Origin of the sequence: Streptomyces yokosukanensis (assembly GCF_001514035.1) — a bacterium.
GTDB classification, from domain to species: Bacteria; Actinomycetota; Actinomycetes; order Streptomycetales; family Streptomycetaceae; genus Streptomyces; species Streptomyces yokosukanensis.
Genome location: NZ_KQ948210.1, coordinates 12,768 through 31,682, shown reverse-complemented (window position 1 = coordinate 31,682; position 18,915 = coordinate 12,768). Strand labels below are relative to the sequence as shown.

At 72.8% G+C, this 18,915-nt stretch carries 18 protein-coding genes; 8 read left to right on the top strand and 10 right to left on the bottom strand.

Annotated features, from left to right (window positions below; all coding sequences use genetic code 11):
• Position 1: 1 nt before the first annotated feature.
• The 3 genes from AQI95_RS12925 to AQI95_RS12915 are packed head-to-tail and all read right to left on the bottom strand — an operon-like array spanning position 2 to position 3,529.
• The gene (locus tag AQI95_RS12925) at positions 2 to 361 is read right to left on the bottom strand and encodes a UBP-type zinc finger domain-containing protein (protein ID WP_067121695.1); all 360 of its coding nucleotides are present in this window, start codon (positions 359 to 361) and stop codon (positions 2 to 4) included.
• Complete coding sequence (locus AQI95_RS12920) at positions 358 to 1,827, bottom strand: ATP-binding protein (protein WP_067121693.1); 1,470 nt, start codon at positions 1,825 to 1,827, stop codon at positions 358 to 360. The genes AQI95_RS12925 and AQI95_RS12920 overlap by 4 nt, the downstream gene beginning before the upstream one ends.
• A gap of 25 nt (positions 1,828 to 1,852) precedes the next feature.
• Complete coding sequence (locus AQI95_RS12915; protein WP_067121691.1) at positions 1,853 to 3,529, bottom strand: NAD(P)/FAD-dependent oxidoreductase; 1,677 nt, start codon at positions 3,527 to 3,529, stop codon at positions 1,853 to 1,855.
• Between the two features lie 209 nt (positions 3,530 to 3,738).
• Between AQI95_RS12915 and AQI95_RS12910 the strand changes: the two genes are divergently transcribed.
• Positions 3,739 to 4,605: a universal stress protein gene (locus tag AQI95_RS12910; protein ID WP_067121688.1), complete on the top strand. Its 867-nt coding sequence runs from the start codon at positions 3,739 to 3,741 to the stop codon at positions 4,603 to 4,605.
• Positions 4,606 to 4,635: 30 nt separating this feature from the next.
• Here the strand turns inward: AQI95_RS12910 and AQI95_RS12905 are convergent, their stop codons facing one another.
• From AQI95_RS12905 to AQI95_RS12895, 3 genes are all read right to left on the bottom strand, one after another.
• Positions 4,636 to 5,871 (bottom strand): DUF4032 domain-containing protein, encoded by a 1,236-nt coding sequence (locus tag AQI95_RS12905; RefSeq protein WP_067121685.1) that lies wholly within the window; start codon positions 5,869 to 5,871, stop codon positions 4,636 to 4,638.
• A gap of 31 nt (positions 5,872 to 5,902) precedes the next feature.
• A complete protein-coding gene (locus AQI95_RS12900; RefSeq protein WP_067121682.1) occupies positions 5,903 to 6,649 on the bottom strand; it encodes an MBL fold metallo-hydrolase in 747 nt (248 codons plus the stop codon).
• Positions 6,650 to 6,735: 86 nt separating this feature from the next.
• The gene (locus AQI95_RS12895) at positions 6,736 to 7,365 is read right to left on the bottom strand and encodes an alpha-ketoglutarate-dependent dioxygenase AlkB (RefSeq protein WP_067121679.1); all 630 of its coding nucleotides are present in this window, start codon (positions 7,363 to 7,365) and stop codon (positions 6,736 to 6,738) included.
• A gap of 114 nt (positions 7,366 to 7,479) precedes the next feature.
• Here AQI95_RS12895 and AQI95_RS12890 point away from each other — a divergent pair, with 114 nt between their 5' ends.
• A complete protein-coding gene (locus tag AQI95_RS12890) occupies positions 7,480 to 8,100 on the top strand; it encodes a TetR/AcrR family transcriptional regulator (protein ID WP_067121676.1) in 621 nt (206 codons plus the stop codon).
• A 34-nt stretch (positions 8,101 to 8,134) separates the two neighbouring features.
• Positions 8,135 to 9,808 carry an FAD-binding dehydrogenase gene (locus tag AQI95_RS12885; RefSeq protein ID WP_067121673.1) on the top strand — a complete coding sequence of 558 codons (1,674 nt, stop codon included), beginning with the start codon at positions 8,135 to 8,137 and terminating at the stop codon, positions 9,806 to 9,808.
• Between the two features lie 3 nt (positions 9,809 to 9,811).
• Here the strand turns inward: AQI95_RS12885 and AQI95_RS12880 are convergent, their stop codons facing one another.
• On the bottom strand, positions 9,812 to 10,159 hold the full coding sequence (locus AQI95_RS12880; RefSeq protein WP_208614162.1) for a DUF488 domain-containing protein: 348 nt from the start codon (positions 10,157 to 10,159) through the stop codon (positions 9,812 to 9,814).
• A gap of 168 nt (positions 10,160 to 10,327) precedes the next feature.
• Between AQI95_RS12880 and AQI95_RS12875 the strand changes: the two genes are divergently transcribed.
• The 3 genes from AQI95_RS12875 to AQI95_RS12865 all read left to right on the top strand — a co-directional run bounded on the left by AQI95_RS12875 (position 10,328) and on the right by AQI95_RS12865 (position 14,406).
• The gene (locus AQI95_RS12875) at positions 10,328 to 11,755 is read left to right on the top strand and encodes a M1 family metallopeptidase (RefSeq protein ID WP_067121672.1); all 1,428 of its coding nucleotides are present in this window, start codon (positions 10,328 to 10,330) and stop codon (positions 11,753 to 11,755) included.
• A gap of 114 nt (positions 11,756 to 11,869) precedes the next feature.
• Positions 11,870 to 12,574 (top strand): response regulator transcription factor, encoded by a 705-nt coding sequence (locus tag AQI95_RS12870; protein ID WP_067121669.1) that lies wholly within the window; start codon positions 11,870 to 11,872, stop codon positions 12,572 to 12,574.
• The gene (locus AQI95_RS12865) at positions 12,571 to 14,406 is read left to right on the top strand and encodes a sensor histidine kinase (RefSeq protein WP_067121666.1); all 1,836 of its coding nucleotides are present in this window, start codon (positions 12,571 to 12,573) and stop codon (positions 14,404 to 14,406) included. The genes AQI95_RS12870 and AQI95_RS12865 overlap by 4 nt, the downstream gene beginning before the upstream one ends.
• Positions 14,407 to 14,428: 22 nt before the next feature.
• On the opposite strand, the gene AQI95_RS12860 is transcribed toward AQI95_RS12865, so the two are convergent.
• On the bottom strand, positions 14,429 to 14,680 hold the full coding sequence (locus AQI95_RS12860; RefSeq protein ID WP_067121664.1) for a WhiB family transcriptional regulator: 252 nt from the start codon (positions 14,678 to 14,680) through the stop codon (positions 14,429 to 14,431).
• Between the two features lie 423 nt (positions 14,681 to 15,103).
• Positions 15,104 to 15,991: a LysR family transcriptional regulator ArgP gene (locus AQI95_RS12855; protein ID WP_067121661.1), complete on the bottom strand. Its 888-nt coding sequence runs from the start codon at positions 15,989 to 15,991 to the stop codon at positions 15,104 to 15,106.
• 66 nt (positions 15,992 to 16,057) lie between these two features.
• On the opposite strand from AQI95_RS12855, the gene AQI95_RS12850 reads away from it, so the two are divergent.
• A complete protein-coding gene (locus AQI95_RS12850; RefSeq protein ID WP_067121658.1) occupies positions 16,058 to 16,675 on the top strand; it encodes a LysE/ArgO family amino acid transporter in 618 nt (205 codons plus the stop codon).
• An 83-nt stretch (positions 16,676 to 16,758) separates the two neighbouring features.
• Complete coding sequence (locus AQI95_RS12845; RefSeq protein ID WP_067121655.1) at positions 16,759 to 18,054, top strand: MFS transporter; 1,296 nt, start codon at positions 16,759 to 16,761, stop codon at positions 18,052 to 18,054.
• 1 nt (position 18,055) lies between these two features.
• Here AQI95_RS12845 and AQI95_RS12840 read toward each other — a convergent pair whose 3' ends face one another.
• The gene (locus AQI95_RS12840) at positions 18,056 to 18,514 is read right to left on the bottom strand and encodes a cyclic nucleotide-binding domain-containing protein (RefSeq protein ID WP_067121653.1); all 459 of its coding nucleotides are present in this window, start codon (positions 18,512 to 18,514) and stop codon (positions 18,056 to 18,058) included.
• Between the last annotated feature and the right edge of the window lie 401 nt (positions 18,515 to 18,915).

The following is an 18,915-nucleotide window of genomic DNA, read 5'->3' as shown; positions in this document are numbered from 1 at the left end:
CTCAGCGCAGGGTCTCGGCCCAGTCGGCCGGGACCCGGCCCGCCGGGCCCGGTACCGGCTGGTCGACGGGGTGGCAGGCGGGTGGGGCGAGTTCGGGTCCCGAGACGTACATTTCGTCCGTGGCGTAGTTCCAGAACCACTCCTCGCCCGGCTCGAAGCTCCGGATCACCGGGTGCCCCGTGCTGTGGTAGTGGGCGGTGGCGTGCTTGGCGGGGGAGTCGTCGCAGCAGCCGACGTGCCCGCACTGCGCGCACCGGCGCAGATGGAACCACCAGCCGCCGGCCTCCTCGCACTCCACACAGCCGGTGCCGCTGGGCGCGACGTCCGGGTCGATCGCATCGGTTCCGCCGGTGGTGCTCATACGGTCTCCTCCGCTTGCTCCTCGGGCGACTCGGACGGGTCGGCGGTCAGGGGCAGCAGCACCTGGAAGCGGGTGTCGCCGGGCACGGACTGCACACGCAGGGTCCCGTGGTGCTTGTTGACGACGATCCGCCAGGAGATGTCCAGGCCGAGCCCGGTGCCCTCGCCGACCGGTTTCGTGGTGAAGAACGGGTCGAAGATCCGGTCCTTGATCTCGGGCGGCACGCCGGGCCCGGAGTCCCGGAACTCCACCAGCAACCGCTCGTGGTCGAGTGCGGTCCGCACGGTCAACGTGCCCGTGCCGCCCGCGCTGTTGACGGCGGACACCGCGTTGTCGATCAGGTTGGTCCACACCTGGTTCAGCTCCGCCGGATAGGCCGGCACCGGCGGGAGCGTGCGGTCGTAATCCTTCACGACCTCGATACCGGCGCCGATCTTCCCGGACAGCATCAGCAGGGTGCTGTCGAGGAGTTCGTGGACGTCCACCACCCGGTACGGCGCCCGGTCCAGCTGCGAGTACTGCTTGGCCGCGTCGACGAGATGCGAGATACGGGTGGTGGAGTCCTCGATCTCGGACATCAACAGCTCGGTCTCGATGGTGTAGTTGAGCCAGCCGACCGCACCGGCCAGGATCTCCTCGTCCACGGCCGCCGCGACCTGCTCCAGCCAGTCGACGTCGAGCCCGGCCTGCACGAAGGTGGGCGCCAACTGCCAGGCGCGGTCGATGTCGTGGTCGTCGAGCCAGTCGGTGAGGAGGTCCTCCCGGTCGGCGGTCTCCAGCGGACTGAGCACCGGGGCCTTGGCGACCCGTTCGGCGGTGCGCTCCTGGATCTCGATCAGGCTCGCCAGCTGGTCCCGGGAGAAGGGGCCTTCGGCGATCACGGCCAGCTTGTGCCGCATCTTCGCGATCCGCTCCCGCAGCGTCGCCGTGGCCCGGACCGCTGCCGCCGCCGGGTTGTTCAGCTCGTGCGTGAGCCCCGCCGACAGCGAGCCGAGCGCCAGCAGCCGCTCCCGCTGCCCGATCGCCGCCTGAGTGTTCTTCGCCCCGAAGAACAGTCCCTCCAGCAGATGCACGGCCATCGGGAACCACTCGGTCATGACGTCCGCGAAGATGTCCGCCGGCAGCACGAAGAACCGTGTCGGCTCCGTCACCCGCATCGAGTTGTTGTAGACCTGCCGCACCCGGTCGCCGATGTAGGCCTGCATCGCGCCCGCGTACACCCCGCTCTGCGAGGTGCGGGTGACCTCCACATCGTCACCGGCGACCCGGCGGGAGAGCACCACCGTGCCCTCGATCATCACGAAGAAGCAGGTGGCGGCGTCGCCCTCGGTGTACACCGGGCCGGGCTGGAACAGCTCCACCCGCCCTTCGCAGCAGAGCCGCCCCAACTGCTCGGGGCTCAGCTTCTCGAAGAGGAACAGTGAGGCGATCTCCCTGGGACTGCACGGCATGATCTGCCCGCTCATGACTGCTCCAGACCCTTCGGACCGTTCATGACTGCTCCAGATAGCGATGGACGAGCATCACGGCCATGGCTCCCTCGCCGACGGCGGACGCCACGCGCTTGGCGGACTCGGCCCGCGCGTCACCCGCCACGAACACGCCGGGAACGCTGGTCTCCAGATGGTACGGCGGCCGGTCCAGCTCCCAGCCGGCCGGCGGCCGCCCGTCGGCGCTCAGGTCGGGCCCGGCGAGGATGAATCCGCGCTCGTCGCGCAGCACCGCGTCGCCCAGCCAGTCGGTCAGCGGGGCGGCGCCGATGAACACGAACATCCACTGCGCGTCGACCTGTTCGCTCTCCCCGGTCACCGTGTGCCGCAGCGTCAGCTGCTCCAGGTGGTCCGAGCCGTGCGCCGCCTCCACCACCGTGTGCGAGCGCACCGAGATGTTCGGCGCCTCGCTGATCTGCTGGATCAGGTAGTACGACATCGAGGCCGACAGGTCCGAGCCGCGCACCAGCAGCGTCACCGACTTGGCGCCCCGGGACAGGTACATGGCGGCCTGGCCCGCCGAGTTGGCGCCGCCGACGATGTAGATGTCCTGCCCCTGGCAGGAGGCCGCCTCGGTCAGCGCCGAGCCGTAGAACACCCCGCAGCCGGTCAGGTCGTTGCAGCCGGCGGCCTCCAGCTGCCGGTACTGCACACCGGTCGCGAGGATCACGCTGTGCGCGGCGATCGCCGAGCCGTCCGCGAACCGTACGACCCGGGCGGCGCCGTTGACCTCGAGGCCCGTCACCTGACGGGCGGTCAGGATCTCGGCGCCGAACTTGGCCGCCTGCCGGCGTGCCCGGTCGGTGAGCTGGGCGCCGGAGACCCCGTCGGGGAAGCCGAGGTAGTTCTCGATCCGGGAGCTCTGCCCGGCCTGCCCACCGGTCGCCGACCGCTCGACGAGCACGGTCCGAAGGCCCTCCGAAGCGCCGTACACGGCCGCGCCGAGCCCGGCGGGACCGCCGCCGATCACGATGAGGTCGTAGAAGTCGGCCGTCGGGGTCGTCGCGAGTCCCACGCGCGCCGCAAGCTCCGGCGCCTCCGGCTCGACCAGCGTGGTGCCGTCCGGGGTGATCACCAGCGGCAGCCGCTGCCCGTCCTGCCCGGCGGCCGCCAGCAGCCGCTGCCCCTCCGGCTCCTCCACCGAGTACCAGCGGTACGGCACCTGGTTGCGGGCCAGGAACTCACGCACGTCCGACGACCGCGCGGACCAGCGGTGCCCGACGACCTTCGTACTGGCCACGAGCCGGTGGGCGCTGGCACGCCAGGCCTGGAGCAGGTCGTCCAGGACCGGGTAGAGCTTCTCCTCGGGCGGGTCCCAGGGCTTGAGCAGATAGTGGTCCAGGTCCACCACGTTGATCGCGTCGATCGCGGCGTTGGTGTCCGCGTACGCGGTGAGCAGCACCCGCCGCGCCCCCGGATAGACGTCCAGCGCCTGCTCCAGGAACTCGATGCCGTTCATCTGCGGCATCCGGTAGTCGGCCAGGATCACCGCCACGAGGTCACCGCGCAGCTTCAGCTCGCGCAGCGCCTCGAGCGCGGACTGTCCGGACTCCGCGCGCACGATCCGGTACGACTCGCCGTAGCGGCGCCGCAGATCGCGGGCGACGGCACGGGAGACCCCCGGGTCGTCGTCCACGGTCAGGATGACGGTCCGCGCTGCCTCGGCGGCCTGTGCCATACGTCTCCCACCCCGAGCGTCCGGTTCCACGGGACGGTGGCGCGCATGCCACCACCGCACCGGTTCGCAGCCATCGTATGTTCGATCGCCCGGCTTCGCTCCGGATGGCCCGGACCCGGTGATCACCCCCGGTGCTCCCCGTGCGCGCCGGTGCCCGATAGTGGGCAGCAGCACCGGGGGACAGCCGCGACGACGAGGAGGCCCGCGCGATGACACGCCCGATCACGGCAGGGGTGGACGGTACGCAGGAGAGCCTGGCCGCGCTGGACTGGGCCGGCCGGGAGGCCGTACGCCGCGGGCTGCCCCTGCGGGTGCTGCACGCCTGGCGCTACGCCGATTCACTCGCCGGTGCCGACCGGGACACCCAGCACGGGTGGGTGTCGCAGGGCGTGGCGGAAGCCGTGCGCGCCGTCCGCGAGCGGCATCCGCGGCTGGCGGTGAGCGTCGACGTGGTCGAGGGCGAGCCCGTGCACGCGCTGGCCGGTGCGGCGGAGCAGGCCGAGATGCTGGTCCTGGGCTCGCGCGGGCACGGGCCCGTCCTCGGGTTCCTGCTGGGCTCGGTCGGCCAGCAGGTGATCGCCGAGGCGACACGGCCGGTGGTCCTGGTGCGCGCCGGTGACGAGCCGGCGGCGGAGGCGGCCGGCCGGGACGTCGTCGTCGGCCAGCACGGCGACCCCGAGGACTGCGCCTCTACCCTGCGGTTCGCCTTCGAGACGGCGGCGGCCCGCGGCGCCACCGTACGGGCCGTACGGGCGTGGACCCTGCCGCCGGTCTTCGCCTACAGCCCCGGCTCGCTCAAGCTGCTGGACGACGCGGGCGGTCTGGAGCCGTTCGAGCGGCAGGCGCTGGCCGAGGCGCTGCGGCCGTGGCGGGAGCGGTTTCCCGACGTGCCCGTGGCCGAGCACGTCGAGATGGGCAGCGCGGGCCAGGTGCTGCTGTCGGTGGCCGGCCGGGCCCAGCTGACGGTCGTCGGTCGCCGGGCGCACCGCAGTGCCGTGGGCGCCCGCATCGGCTCGGTCACGCACGGGGTGCTGCACCACGCCGACTGCCCGGTCGCCGTGGTCCCGCACGCGTGAGCCGCGTGGGTCGCCCGGTCCGGCCGCCGCTCACTCGGGGTCGGCGGGCTCCAGGGCGGCCCGTGCCCCGGGCAGCACGTTCTCGATGTAGTCCTTGACGGCGGAATCGAGTCCCGTGTCGTGCTGGGCGCGTTCGGACAGGTACCAGCGGTGTTCGAGGAGCTGGTGGTAGATCTCGGCCGGGTCCACGGAGCCGCGCAGCTCCGGGGGCACGGCCCGCACGGTGGGCCGGAAGACGTCCCGCACCCAGCGGTGCGCGAGGACCTCGGGGCGGGCGGCGAGGGGATCGCCGGGCGCGTGGTCGTCCTGGGTGGCCATCCAGCCCTCCAGGTCGTTCAGCAGCCGCCGCGCCTGGTTCTCCTCGGTGTCCAGGCCGGTTAGCCGCAGCAGCTGGCGCTGGTGGTGCCCGGCGTCGACCACCTTCGGCACGAAGGTGACCGTGTCGCCGCCCGCGGAGTGCTCGATCTGCATCTCGGCCACGTCGAAGCCCAGCTCGTTCAGACGGCGGATCCGGCGCTCGATGTAGTGGTACTCGCCCGCCGGGTACACCGAGGTGCGGGTCAGCTCCTGCCACAGCCCCTGGTACCGGGTGCAGATCTCGTGCCCGAACTCCACCGGGTCGACCGACGGGTGCAGCGCACCGGACGCCTCCAGGTCGAGCAGCTCGCCGCTGATGTTCACCCGGGCCAGATCCAGGTCGTATCCGCGTTGCCCGGGGCTCAGGCGGGGGTGCAGTTCCCCGGTCTCGGCGTCGACCAGATACGCGGCGTAGGCGCCCGCGTCCCGCCGGAAGAGCGTGTTGGACAGCGAGCAGTCACCCCAGGCGAACCCGGCCAGGTGCAGCCGGACCAGCAGCACGGCGAGGGCGTCCATCAGCCGGTGCATGGTCGCCGGGCGCATGGTCGTCTCGAACATGGAGCGGTACGGCATCGAGCCGCGCAGATGCCGGGTGATCAGGACCGGCTCCAGCGGGGCCCCGGTCCGGTCGGTGCGGCCGGTGACCACCGCGAGCGGGTCGACGGCGGGAATGCCGAGCCGGTCGAGGTCGCGCAGCAGCCCGTACTCGCGCAGCGCGGGCCGCTCGGCCAGCTCCTTGACGGCGATCACCTCGTCACCGGCGTGCGCGTACCGCACCACGTGCCGCGAGATGCCCCTCGGCAGCGGCACGAGGTACTCCTCGGGCCACTCCTCCAGGGGCACGTCCCAGGGCAGGGCGAGCAGGCGCGCGGGGTGCTCCGGGTTCGTGGCGCTGATCTGCAAGGCCATGGCACGAACCCTAAGGCCCCGCCCCGGTGTTCTAGGAGGCCCGTTCCCGGGCCTGCTCGGCCGCCGCGCGCAGCGGCCCCCGGTGCACCGGACCGTGCCCGGGCAGCAGGGTGTCGCCGTCGAGCGCGCCGATCAGCTCCAGCGAGTCCACGACCCGGGCGCGCTCGTGGTGGAAGAAGTCGGGCAGGATCTGCGGGCCCTTGACCCGGGAGGTCGCGTGCCCGCTGACCAGCGCGTCGCCGGAGATCACGACGCCCGCCTCGGGGAGGTGGTAGACGCAGTGACCGTCGGTGTGGCCGGGGGTGTGCACCGGCACCGGGCGGCCCGGCAGGTCCAGCGGGCCCTCGTTCGGGAACGGCTCGGGCGCGGTGACGGGGTTGTGGTCGGTGCCGCCGACCTGGAGGACGTGCCGCGCCCACGACACGACACCGGGCCGCCAGGCGTTGCGCACCACGTCGCCGATGGTGGCCTGCTGCAGGAACTCCCGCCGCGCGTGCGGCACTTCGGCCGGATGCAGATGGACGGGGGTGCCGTGGGCGGCGCGCAGATACTCGGCCGAGCCCAGATGGTCGTTGTGCGCGTGGGTGATCAGTACGGCGGCGACCGCCTCCGGTGAACTGCCCACCGAGGCCAGGGAGTGAAGGACTCCCTCCCGGTCCCCCGGGTAGCCGGTGTCCACGAGTGTGACGGCGTCGCCGTCCTTGAGGATCACCCAGTTGACGTGGTGGCCGTGCACCAGATAGATGCTGTCGGCGACTTGGTGTACCTCTGCCCGCATGATCTCCCCGAGTGCTGTGCGGCTGACCGTCGGGAACAGCCAACCAGATCTTCGCGCGGCGTGCACCGGGAGGTGGCGGGGAGGCGTCAGCGCACGCCGTGCGGCCGGAACTGGACGCTGATGCGCGGCCCCGCCGCCCGCGCGCTCTTCGGTACGCAGTGCTCCCAGGTGCGCTGGCAGGAGCCGCCCATCACGATCAGGTCGCCGTGCCCGAGCGGCCGCCGCAGCGTCGTACCGCCTCCGCCGGCCGGGCGCAGCAGCAGGTCCCGGGGTGCGCCGACGGAGAGGATCGCGACCATGGTGTCCTCGCGGGCGCCGCGTCCGGTCCGGTCCCCGTGCCAGGCCACGCTGTCCCGGCCGTCACGGTAGAAGCACAGCCCGGCGGTGGTGAACGGCTCACCCAGTTCGGCCGCGTAGTGCCGGGACAGGGCTTCGCGAGCCTGCCCCAGCACCGGGTGGGGGAGCGGGTCCTGCGCCCCGTAGAAGGCCAGCAGGCGCGGTACGGCCACCACGCTGTCGTACATCGTGCGGCGCTCCGCGTGCCAGGGCACGTCCGCCGCCAGCCTCTCGAACAGGGCGTCGGCCCCGCTCAGCCAGCCGGGCAGCACGTCGATCCAGGCGCCGGCGCCCAGCTCGCTCCTGCGCAGCCCGTCGAGGGAGTCGAGCCGCAGCTCGTCGGTCTGGTCGAACAGGGAGCCCTGCAGATGCGTGGACATGGGTCCAGAGTACTCCGTAATCGAAAATGTGTTCCATTGATCTCTGTGGAGCTTTCGGCTTTCGATACATCGCTGTATCGGATACGTTCATGTATCCGAAGGGGAGGTGCGGCGATGGAGGACACTCCCAAGCGCGTGACCAGGCGACGGGCCGCCACCCGGGCCAGGCTGCTGGAGGCCGCGTTCGAGGTCTTCGCGGCCAGGGGCTTCGGGCGCGTGTCCATCGAGGAGATCTGCGAAGCGGCCGGTTTCAGCCGCGGCGCGTTCTACTCCAACTTCGCCACCCTGGACGAGCTGTTCTTCGCGCTCTACCAGGAGCGCGCCGACCTCATCGCCTCCCAGGTGGCCGAGGCGCTCGCGCAGGACGGGCCCGGACTCGACGTACCGGCCTCCGTGGACCGGGTCACCGAGGTGCTGCTGCTCGACGTGGACTGGCTGCTGGTCAAGAGCGACTTCCTGGTCCACGCCGCCCGCGACCCGGAGGTCGCCCGAGCCCTGCTCGAGCACCGCGCCCGGCTCCGGGAGGCGATCGCCGACCGGCTGCGCAGAGCCCGCGGCCACACCGAACTGCCCGCCGTGCTCGGCGACGCGCAGGGCGCCGCGCACGCCGTGGTCGCCGCGTACGACGGCGTCACCGTCCAGCTGCTGCTGGACAGGGACGTCGAGGCCGCACGGGCCTGGCTGGGCCGGCTGCTCACCGCCCTGCTCACGGACGGCAGCCGCATACTCGCATGACCCCCTGAGGACCGTAGGGAAGGACACAGTCAGGATGGACGCGGACGTCATCGTCGTCGGAGCGGGCCTCGCCGGCCTGGTCGCGGCGCACGAACTCACCAGCCGGGGCCGCCGGGTGGCCCTGATCGACCAGGAGAACGCCGCCAACCTCGGCGGACAGGCGTTCTGGTCCTTCGGCGGGCTCTTCCTCGTCGGCTCCCCGGAGCAGCGCCGCCTCGGCATCAAGGACTCCTTCGACCTCGCCTGGAACGACTGGCAGGGCAGCGCGGGGTTCGACCGGCTCGACGACGAGGACTCCTGGGCGGTGCGCTGGGCCCGCGCCTACGTCGACTTCGCGGCCGGTGAGAAGCGGTCCTGGCTGCGGGGCCACGGCATCGACCTGCTGCCGACCGTCGGCTGGGCCGAGCGCGGCGACCTGCGGGCGGGCGGCCACGGCAACTCCGTACCCCGCTTCCACATCGCCTGGGGCACCGGCACCGGCGTGGTCGAGCCGTTCGTGAAGTACGCCCGCCAGGCCGCCCGGGACGGGCTGCTCACCTTCTACCACCGCCACCGGGTCGACGAACTGGTCCTCGAGGACGGCGCGGCGCGCGGGGTGCGCGGCACGGTGCTCGCCGAGGACCGCTCGCCGCGCGGTGCGGCCTCCAACCGCGACCGCGTCGGCGATTTCGCGCTCACCGCCCAGGCGGTCGTCGTCACCACCGGCGGCATCGGCGCCGACCACGACATCGTCCGCCGCTACTGGCCCGCCCGGCTCGGCACCCCGCCGGCCGAGATGGTCACCGGCGTCCCGGCCTACGTCGACGGCCGGATGCTCGACATCAGCGCCGAGGCGGGCGTCCGCCTGGTCAACCGCGACCGCATGTGGCACTACACCGAGGGCCTGCAGAACTGGGACCCGATCTGGCCCGGCCACGGCATCCGCATCCTGCCCGGACCGTCGTCCATCTGGCTGGACGCCCTCGGCCGCCGGCTGCCCGATCCCTGCCTGCCGGGCTACGACACCCTGGGCACCCTCAAGTACCTGCGCACCACCGAGGACATCGCCGGATACGACCACTCCTGGTTCATCCTCACCCGGAAGATCATCGAGAAGGAGTTCGCGCTCTCCGGCTCCGAGCAGAACCCGGACATCACCGCCAAGGACCGGCGGGCCGTGCTGCGCGACCGGGTGCTCGGCACGGGGGCACCCGCACCGGTGCAGGCCTTCGTCGACAAGGGCGCGGACTTCGTCACCGCGGGCAGCCTGGAGCAACTGGTCGGGAAGATGAACGCGCTGACCGACAAGCCGCTCCTGGACCCGGCCGAGGTGCGCCGCCAGATCGAGGCCCGCGACCTGCAGATCGCCAACGCCTACAGCAAGGACTCCCAGATCCAGGGCATCCACAACGCCCGCCGCTACATCGGTGACCGGCTCGGCCGGGTCGCCGCCCCGCACCGCATCCTCGACCCGGCGGCAGGCCCGCTCATCGGCGTCCGGCTGCATGTGCTGACCCGCAAGACCCTCGGCGGCATCCAGACCGACCTCGACTCCCGCGCCCTGGGCGCCGACGGCACGCCGATCGACGGGCTGTACGCGGCGGGCGAGGTGGCCGGCTTCGGCGGCGGCGGTGTGCACGGCTACAACGCGCTGGAGGGCACCTTCCTCGGCGGCTGCCTGTTCTCGGGGCGGGCCGCGGGCCGGCACGCGGCCCGGCACACCGGCTGACCCTCAGCCCGTCAGCAGGTCCTGAAGCACCCGGGCGTGGCTCTCCCCGGGCGTCTTCGACGCCGTGAGCAGGGTCACCGGTCCCTCGCGGGCCGCCTTCCTGAGGCCGTCGAGCAGTTCGGCGGCCTCAGGGACGTCCAGTTCCGCCTCGTACCGGCGGCGGAACTCCTCGTACGCGCCGCCGCCGTGGTACCACGTGCGCAGCTCGGTGGAGGGCGTGAGCCCCTTGGGCCACTCGTCGATCCGCGCCGCCTCCTTGGCGATGCCGCGCGGCCACAGCCGGTCGACCAGCACACGCAGACCGTCGTCGGGCTCGGGCGGTTCGTAGATCCGGCGCACACGCACGCTCACGGTCGGCACTCCAGCTCAGGACGGCGGACGGTGCCGTGAGCGTACTGCGGCGGCCCTGGCCCGGGCGGGGACGACGCGACCAGACTTGACCTGATGGAGGGGGAGCCCGGCAGGCCCGCACGCCTAGTGTGTGGGCCAGTGATCACTGCCGTCCCCCAAGGAGCGCCCGTGAAGCCGTCCCGCAGACAGCCCGCCCGGAGCCGGATATCCGTCCTGCGCCGCGAGGCGGTCATCGCCACCGTCCCCGTCGCGGTGGCGGCACTCCTCGGCGCCGCCGGACCCACGGCGGCGGGCACGACCGGCGCGGCAGGCGCGGGTGACCCCTACTTCCCGCTGAGCGGCAACGGCGGCTACCACGTCCGGCACTACGGTCTGACGCTCCGCTACGACACCTCCTCCCGGCACCTGGACGGCACGGCCGTCCTCAGCGCCCGCGCCACCCAGCGCCTCACCCGCTTCGACCTCGACCTCAAGGGCCTGACGGTCGGCGGCGTCACCGTCGAGGGCACCCGGGCCGCCTTCCGGCGCACCGGCCAGGAACTCGTCGTCACCCCGCGCCGCACCCTGCGCGCGGGGCAGGACTTCCGCGTCACCGTCACGTACCACGGCATCCCGAAGCCGGTCACCGACCCCGACGGCTCCGCCGACGGCTGGATACCCACCGACGACGGCGCGTTCGTCGCGAACGAGCCGCAGGGCGCGATGACCTGGTTCCCGGCGAACGCCCACCCCAAGGACAAGTCGTCGTACGACATCACGATCACCGTCCCCCAGGGACGCACCGCCGTGGCAGGCGGCGTCCTGCTCGGACAGCACACCGCTCACGGTCTCACGACCTTCCGCTGGCGCGAGACCCAGCCGATGGCCGCCTACCTCGCCACCGCCACCGTCGGAAAGTTCCAGGTCCAGCAGTACACCACCCGCGACGGCATCCGTGTGTACAACGCCGTCGACGCGCGCGAGGCGCGCGCGGCAGCGCCGGTGCTGAAGAAGCTGCCGTCCGTCCTGGAATGGGAGAGCAGGCTGTTCGGGCCGTACCCGTTCCGCTCCGCCGGAGCGATCGTCGATCACGCGCCGGACGTCGGCTACGCCCTGGAGACCCAGACCCGGCCGGTCTACGACTCCGCGCCCGACATCAGCACCCTCGTCCACGAGAGCGCCCACCAGTGGTTCGGCGACTCCGTCTCGCTGACCGCCTGGAAGGACATCTGGCTCAACGAGGGCTTCGCCACCTACGCCGAGTGGCTGTACGCCGAACAGCACGGCGGCGACAGCGCCCAGAAGACCTTCGACGCCCTCTACGCCCGACCGGCCGGCAACCACCTGTGGGCCTTCCCTCCCGGCGACCCGGGCAGCGGCAAGAACATCTTCGACACCCCGGTCTACGCCCGCGGCGCGATGACCCTGCACGAGCTGCGCAGGGCCGTCGGGGACCGGGACTTCTTCCGGATCCTGCGCGCCTGGGCCACCGCGCACCGCGGCGGCCACGGAACGACGGCACAGTTCGAGCGGCTGGCCGAGCAGATCTCCGGGAAGCGGCTGGACGGGCTGTTCCAGACCTGGCTGTTCACGAAGGGCAAGCCGGACAGCGCCTGAATCCTGACCGGTTCCACACACGTGTCGGCAAGGGTCGACACCATGATCCGTCGCAGCATGCTTCGAGGGACACGCCGATCGCCCGTGGGGCCCAGCCGCTTAGGATCCGAACTCGTGTGCGCACATGTACTGGTCGCCGAGGACGACGAGAAGCAGGCCGAGCTGATCCGGCGCTCCCTGCTGGCCGAGGGACACACCGCCACGGTGGTGCACGACGGCGCCGCCGCGCTGGACGCCGCCCGGCGCCGCAGACCCGACCTCGTCGTCCTGGACCTGATGCTGCCGGTCCTCGACGGCTTCGGCGTGTGCCGGGCGCTGCGCGGCGGTGAAGACCCCGACATCCCGGTGGTCATGCTCACCGCCCGCTCCGCCGAGGACGATCTGCTGCTCGGCCTCGAACTGGGCGCCGACGACTACATGACCAAGCCGTACAGCCCGCGCGAGCTGATGGCCCGTATCCGCACGGTGCTCAGACGCAGCGGGCGCGGCCTCGGCAGCCGGGACGGCGACCCCGTCGTACGGGCCGCCGGGATCAGCGTCGACCCCGAACGGCACGAGGTGCGCTGCGAGGGCGTACCGGTGGACTGCACACCCGCCGAGTTCCAGATCCTGCTGGCCATGGCCGGCGAGCCGGAACGGGTCTTCACCCGGCGGCAGTTGCTGCAGTGCACCCGCGGCTTCGACCGGGCCTCCACCGAGCGGGCCGTCGACGTGCACATCATGAACCTGCGCCGCAAGATCGAGCCCGATCCGCGCCGCCCGGCACGCCTGCTGACCGTCTTCGGTGTCGGCTACAAGCTGAGCGGCGTGCGGTCGTGAAGCGCCGGATACCACTGCGCAAGCGACTGCTCGTCCGGCTGCTGTCGGTCTCCGCCCTGATCGCCGTCTGCTCGGTCGCCGCCACCGCCTGGCTCGCGGTGACCACCACCACCAGCGCCCTGAAGGAGGAGCAGGGCCAGGACCTCGCGGCCGACAACAGCATCCTGGCCCGGCTCAGCGGATACGCCGCCACCCACGCCGACTGGGCGGGCGTGCGGGGCACGGTGCGGGAGCTGGCCGCCGAGACCGGACGCCGGATCGCGCTCACCACCGCCGACCGCACGCTGCTCGCCGACTCCGCGCCGCGGGGCACCCCGCTGCCGCCCGCGCCCGCGGCCACCGTCGATCCGCTGCGCACCGACACCTACAGCGAGACCGGCGCCCAGCTCAGCGGCATCGACCCGCGCGTGGCGGGACCCTATCGGCTCCCCGCGAAGGAACGCGCCCAGCTGGACGCGCTGGCCGCCCGGCGCAAGCAGTGCTACGAACGCTACGGCCTCCAGGCCGGTGTCGTGCGCACGGCGAGCGGGCGGCCCGTCGTCACGCTCCCGGACGGCACCGCCCCCGCCGGCTACGGCGCGGCCGTCTGCGACGACGGACGGCTCAACACGCCCACCCCGACGGAGAGCAGGGCCCTCGCCGACCTCACCGACCTCGCCCGGCCCTGCCTCGGACAGGCCGGACTGGACCTGGGCGGGCAGCTGTTCCTCACCCTCGACCCCAGCGGCAAGGACCCCTTCGGCGGCGGCTACCTCGTCGCCAAGTACACCCGGGCCGGCCAGCAGGCCACGGCGCGGGCCGCCCAGCGCTGCATCCTGACCGCCCGGCGCACCCAACTGGAGCCCTACGTCGCCCCGGTGGCCGAGCTGTTCCTCGGCATCGGCGACCGGAGCCCCTCCCGCTTCGACATGTCCCCGGGGAACAAGGCCAAGGTGATCGGCGCGGCCGGACTGGTCCTCGCCGTCACCGTGGCCGTGACCGCCGTCGTCGCCGTCCGGCTGGTACGGCCGTTGCGCGCGCTCACCGAGGCCGCGGGGGCGCCCCCCGAACTCCATGTACGGGTGCCGGTGACCACCCGGGACGAGACCGGCATCCTCGCCGAGGCCTTCAACGACCTGACCGAACGCCGCGAACGCATCGAGGCCCAGCGCAGGGCGATGGTCAGCGACATCGCGCACGAGCTGCGCAGCCCGCTCACCAACATCCGCGGCTGGCTGGAGGTCGTCCGCGACGGCGTCGTCGAACCCGACCCGCCCCTGCTGGACTCGCTGCACGAGGAGGCGCTGGTCCTGCAGCGGATCATCGACGATCTGCAGGACCTCGCCGCCGTCGACGCGGGCACCCTGCGGCTGCACCGCGAGCCGCTGCCCGCCGGGGACCTCCTCGCCCAGGTCGCCGCCGCCCACCGGGTCGCCGCCGGCGCCGCCCAGGTCGCCCTGCGCACCGAGGCCGACGCCGCGGCCTGGCTGGACGCCGACCCGGTGCGGATGCGGCAGGCGCTCGGGAACCTGGTCTCCAACGCGCTGCGGCACACCCCGGCCGACGGCACGGTCGCGCTGGGCGCCCGCCGGGACGGCGCGGACGTCGTCCTCACCGTCACCGACACCGGGACGGGCATCGCACCGGAGGATCTGCCGCACGTCTTCGACCGGTTCTGGCGCGCCGAGAAGTCACGCAGCCGGCGCACCGGCGGCAGCGGTCTGGGCCTGCCGATCGTGCGCCATCTGGTCGCCGCCCACGGCGGCACGGCCGACGCCGCGAGCGAGCCCGGCGCGGGCGCGGTCTTCACCCTGCGGCTGCCCGCGGCCGAGCCGCCCGGCGACGAACCCTGAGCGTTCGCGACACCCTTCTGGGTCACAGGGAGCGCGGCCGGACGCGGGCGCGGCGGCTGAGCGCACGCCGCTCCGGCTCGCTCGTCCCGCCCCAGATGCCGATGCTCTCGCCCGTCCGCAGCGCCCAGTGAAGGCACTGTTCCCGGACGGGGCAGTGCCCGCACACCGCCTTGGCCCGCTCGCTCTGCACCTGGGCGGGACCGGTGGTGCCGACGGGGAAGAAGAGGTCGGGGTCTTCGTGACGGCAGGCGGCACGCGCGCGCCAGTTGTCCATCGAAGTCTCCTGGATCGAATGGGACGAACAGATCGAATGGAACGAGTGGGTTGATGGAGCGAGTGGGTTGAAGGGGTCGGGTCGTAGTCGTCCGTGTCGTCGTGCCGGTGGCATGCGCGGTCCGGGTCCGGGTGACCGGCGCGGGCGGTGTGAAACGGCGCGTGCGGCGGCGGATCGCGTGAGGGGCGCCATCCGGCCACGGGCGCGCGCACGGCCCCCGGGGTGAGCCGTCCGCGCTCAACAGGCCGGGAGACGGGGCGAACAGGCCGGTGGGCCGCGGGCACCCGTGCCCGACCGGGCACCGGCGGAGCGGAGTTGGAGAGGAGGACCGGGTCGGACCGCCGTCCACCGCGCCACCGTCCGACCACCGTACTCCGCGAGGAACCGAAGAAGGAGCGAAACGGATGAAACGTGACGGGGCCGTCAGCGGCGCAGCGCCTCGGCCGCCGTCGCCGTCACGGCTTCGGCCAGTACCGCCAGCGCGGGGGAGTCGAGCTTCCACTGCTGCCAGTACAGCGTGACGTCCATCCATGCCTCGGGAGCGAGGAGCACCAGCCGGCCCGCCGCGAGCAGCGGGTCCGCCTGGACCTCCGGCACCATGCCCCAGCCCAGTCCCCGGGCGACCGCGTCCAGGAACCCCTCCGAGGTGGGCACATGGTGCCGGAACGGGCCGGCGGGGCCGCGCCCCAGCCGGCGTACGAAGGCGTCCTGGAAGTCGTCCTTGCGGTCGAAGACCACGACGGGGGCCGTCGGCAGCGCCTCGGTCAGGGGGCGTCCGCCCAGGTGGGCCTCGGTGAACTCCGGTGCGGCGACCGGCAGATAGCGCATCCGGCCGAGCGGTCGGGCGGTGCAGCCCGGCACCGGTTCGGCGGCGGAGGTCACCGCGGCCATCACCAGGCCCTCGCGCAGCAGGGTCACGGTGTGGTCCTCGTCCTCCCGGTGCAGTTCGTAGCAGAGCCCCGCCACCCGGGTCAGCGCCGGCAGGAACCAGGTCGCCAGGGAGTCCGCGTTCACCGCCACCGACACCCGCGTCGGCTCCCCGGCCCCGCTCAGGCCCAGCTCGCCCCAGGCGTCCCGCTCCAGCCGGGCCAGCTGCCGGGCGTAGCGCACCAGCACCGCGCCCGACTCCGTGGCCCGCACCGGTTTGGTGCGCCGCAGCAGCACCCGGCCGGTGCGCTGCTCGAGCGCCTTGACCCGCTGGCTCACCGCCGACGGTGTGAGGTGCAGGGCGGCCGCGGCGGCGTCGAAGGTGCCCTCGTCCACCACGGCGAGCAGCGTCCGCACCTGGTCCAGGGGAAGCTCCGTCATCACGAGCGCTAAGGATACGTAAGAATCCTTAGCTGGACGTGGGGGGACGGTGTTCCTAGCGTCGATGCCATGAATCACGCCCTGACCTCCGCGGCCGCCGGCTTCGGCACCGGTCTCTCCCTGATCGTCGCCATCGGCGCCCAGAACGCCTTCGTCCTGCGGCAGGGGGTGCGCCGGGACGCGGTCCTCGCCGTGGTCGGCATCTGCGCGCTGTCCGACGCGGTGCTCATCGCGCTCGGCGTCGGCGGGGTCGGCGCGCTGGTGGTGGCCTGGCCGGGCGCGGTCCGCGGGGTCGGGATCGTCGGGGGCGTCTTCCTGCTCTGCTACGGCGTCCTCGCCGCCCGCCGGGTGCTCAGGCCGGGCGCCGCCGCCCTGAGCACCGAGGGGGAGGCCGCCGGCTCGCGGCGCCGGGCGGTGCTCACCTGTCTGGCGATGACCTGGCTGAACCCGCACGTCTACCTGGACACCGTGTTCCTGCTGGGCTCCCTCGCCGCCGACCGCGGCGCGCTGCGCTGGACGTTCGGGCTCGGCGCCGTGCTCGCCAGCCTGTGCTGGTTCGCCGCGCTCGGCTTCGGCGCCCGGCTGCTCGGCCGCTTCCTGACCCGTCCGGCGGCCTGGCGGGTCCTCGACGCGTCGGTCGCCGTCACCATGCTGGCCCTCGGGGCCACCCTCCTGGCCGGATCCTGAGCGAACCCGTTCGGCATGTACACGGATCGCTGAGATAGTTAGGCTCTCGAAGCGAAAAGATGTAACGAGCAACCAGGACGCCCGTGGACACGACCGAGAGCAGCACCGCCGAACCCGAGCCCGCCCCACCGGCGCCCGCACCCCGCAGCGGCTGGCGCCGCTGGGCGATGGACACCCGCCCGCTGCGCATCCCCGCCTACCGCCGCCTGTGGACGTCGACGATCGTCACCGCCGTCGGCAGCCAGCTCACCGCGGTCGCCGTGCCGAAGCAGATCTACGACATCACCCACTCCTCGGCCTGGGTCGGCTACGCGAGCCTCGCGGGCCTCGTGCCCATGGTGGCGTTCGCGCTGTGGGGCGGCGCGGTCGCCGACACGGTGGACCGCCGCAAGCTGCTGCTGGTGACCAACGTCGGCATCGCGGTCACCTCGCTGCTCTTCTGGGCGCAGGCCGTGACGGGGACGGACTCCGTCGTCGTCCTCATGGTGCTGCTCGCGTTCCAGCAGGCGTTCTTCGGACTCAACGCACCCGCCCGCAACGCCTCCGTCGCCCGGCTGGTCCCGGCCGGGGAACTGCCCGCCGCCAATGCGCTCGGCTCCACGGTGATGCAGACCGGACTGGTGGCGGGCCCGCTGCTCGCCGGGGTCCTGATCCCGGTCATCGGGCTGCCCGAGCTGTATCTCATCGACGCCGTGGCGCTGTGCGTGACCGTGTGGGCCGTCTTCCGGCTGCCCGCGCTGCCGCCGCTCGGCGAGGTCGCCGCCCGGCGGGCCGGGGTGCGCGAGATAGCCGCCGGATTCCAGTACATCTCCCGGCACAAGGTGCTGCTGCTGTCCTTCCTCGCCGACATCGTCGCCATGGTCCTCGGCATGCCCCGCGCCCTGTTCCCGCAGCTGGCCGCGGAGACCTACCACTCCTGGGGCGAAGGGCTGGCACTCGGCGTGCTGTTCGCCGGCATCCCGGTCGGCGCGGTGCTCGGCGGCCTGTTCTCCGGGGCGTTCTCGCGGGCCCGGCGGCACGGCTGGATGGTCATCGGCGCGGTCGTCGCCTGGGGCGTGGCCGTCGCCGGCTTCGGGCTGAGCGGCAATCTGTGGGTGGCCCTGGCCTTCCTCGCCGCCGCCGGTGTCGCCGACATGGTCTCCATGGTGTTCCGGGGCGCGATCCTGCTGTCGGCGGCGACCGACGAGATGCGCGGCCGGATGCAGGGCGTGTTCACCGTGGTCGTCGCGGGAGGCCCGCGCCTGGCCGATGTGCTGCACGGCACGGCCGGCTCGCTGTTCGGTCCGCGTGCCGCGGTGGCGGGCGGCGGCGCGCTGGTCGTCGTGGTGATGCTGGCCCTGGCGGCCGCCGTACCGGCGCTGCGCCGCTACCGGATCTGAGTCACAGCAGGCCGGTGCGCCGCTGGATCGCGTACTGGTCCATCAGCTTGCCCCGGGTCGTCTCCAGGCGGTTGGCGAGGATCTCGGCCACCGTCCGCACCAGCGAGAGCCCGAGCAGCGGGTCCTCCACGCTCAGCGCGAGCACGGAGGGCCCGTCGAACTCGTAGGCCCGTACGTTGCTGAAGGCCACCGCGCCGAAGTCCCACCGGTACGGAGGGAACAGCCAGGACCAGCCGAGCAGGTCGCCCGCGCCGAGCGAGGCCACCGTCACCCGCTGCCGGGAGGTGACCTGCTGGTCCAGGTGGACCGCGCCCGAACGGATCACCCAGAACCGGTCGGCGGTGCCGCCCGCCTCGAAGATGCGTGTGTCCTCCGGGAACGAGGTCTCCTCGGCCAGCTCCATCAGGCGCTCGCGTTGCGCCTGGGGCAGCGCGGTCAGCAGTTTTATCGCTTTGGTCATGGCGCGGGGCTCCTCGCCGGCGGCGGTTCGGGTGCTTTCCTCTCAGCCCATTTCAGCCGCTGCCGCCCCGCCGGGCACCTCGAAGGACGCGGATCTCCTCGCCGGATCCCCGGTCCGCCGCCGGTTCCGGGCAGCAAAGAGCCCTGGCTGGACGGGGGAGGCCAGCCAGGGCCGTATGCGGTGACGCGGTGGAGGGAGGAAGGACGGTTCCGGTCACCTCCCGCATCACGTATGCATGAACCGTAAACCATCTTGCGGCCGTCCCGGTAACCATAAGCGGGTCACGTGACCTGTTTCACGCCGTCCCGCCCGTGCGGTGTTTGCCCGCTCGTGCCCGGGGCAGGCGAAATCTCGTGCTTCGGACCGGCGCACCCTGACCTCACCGTTCGGGCAGCCCCCGG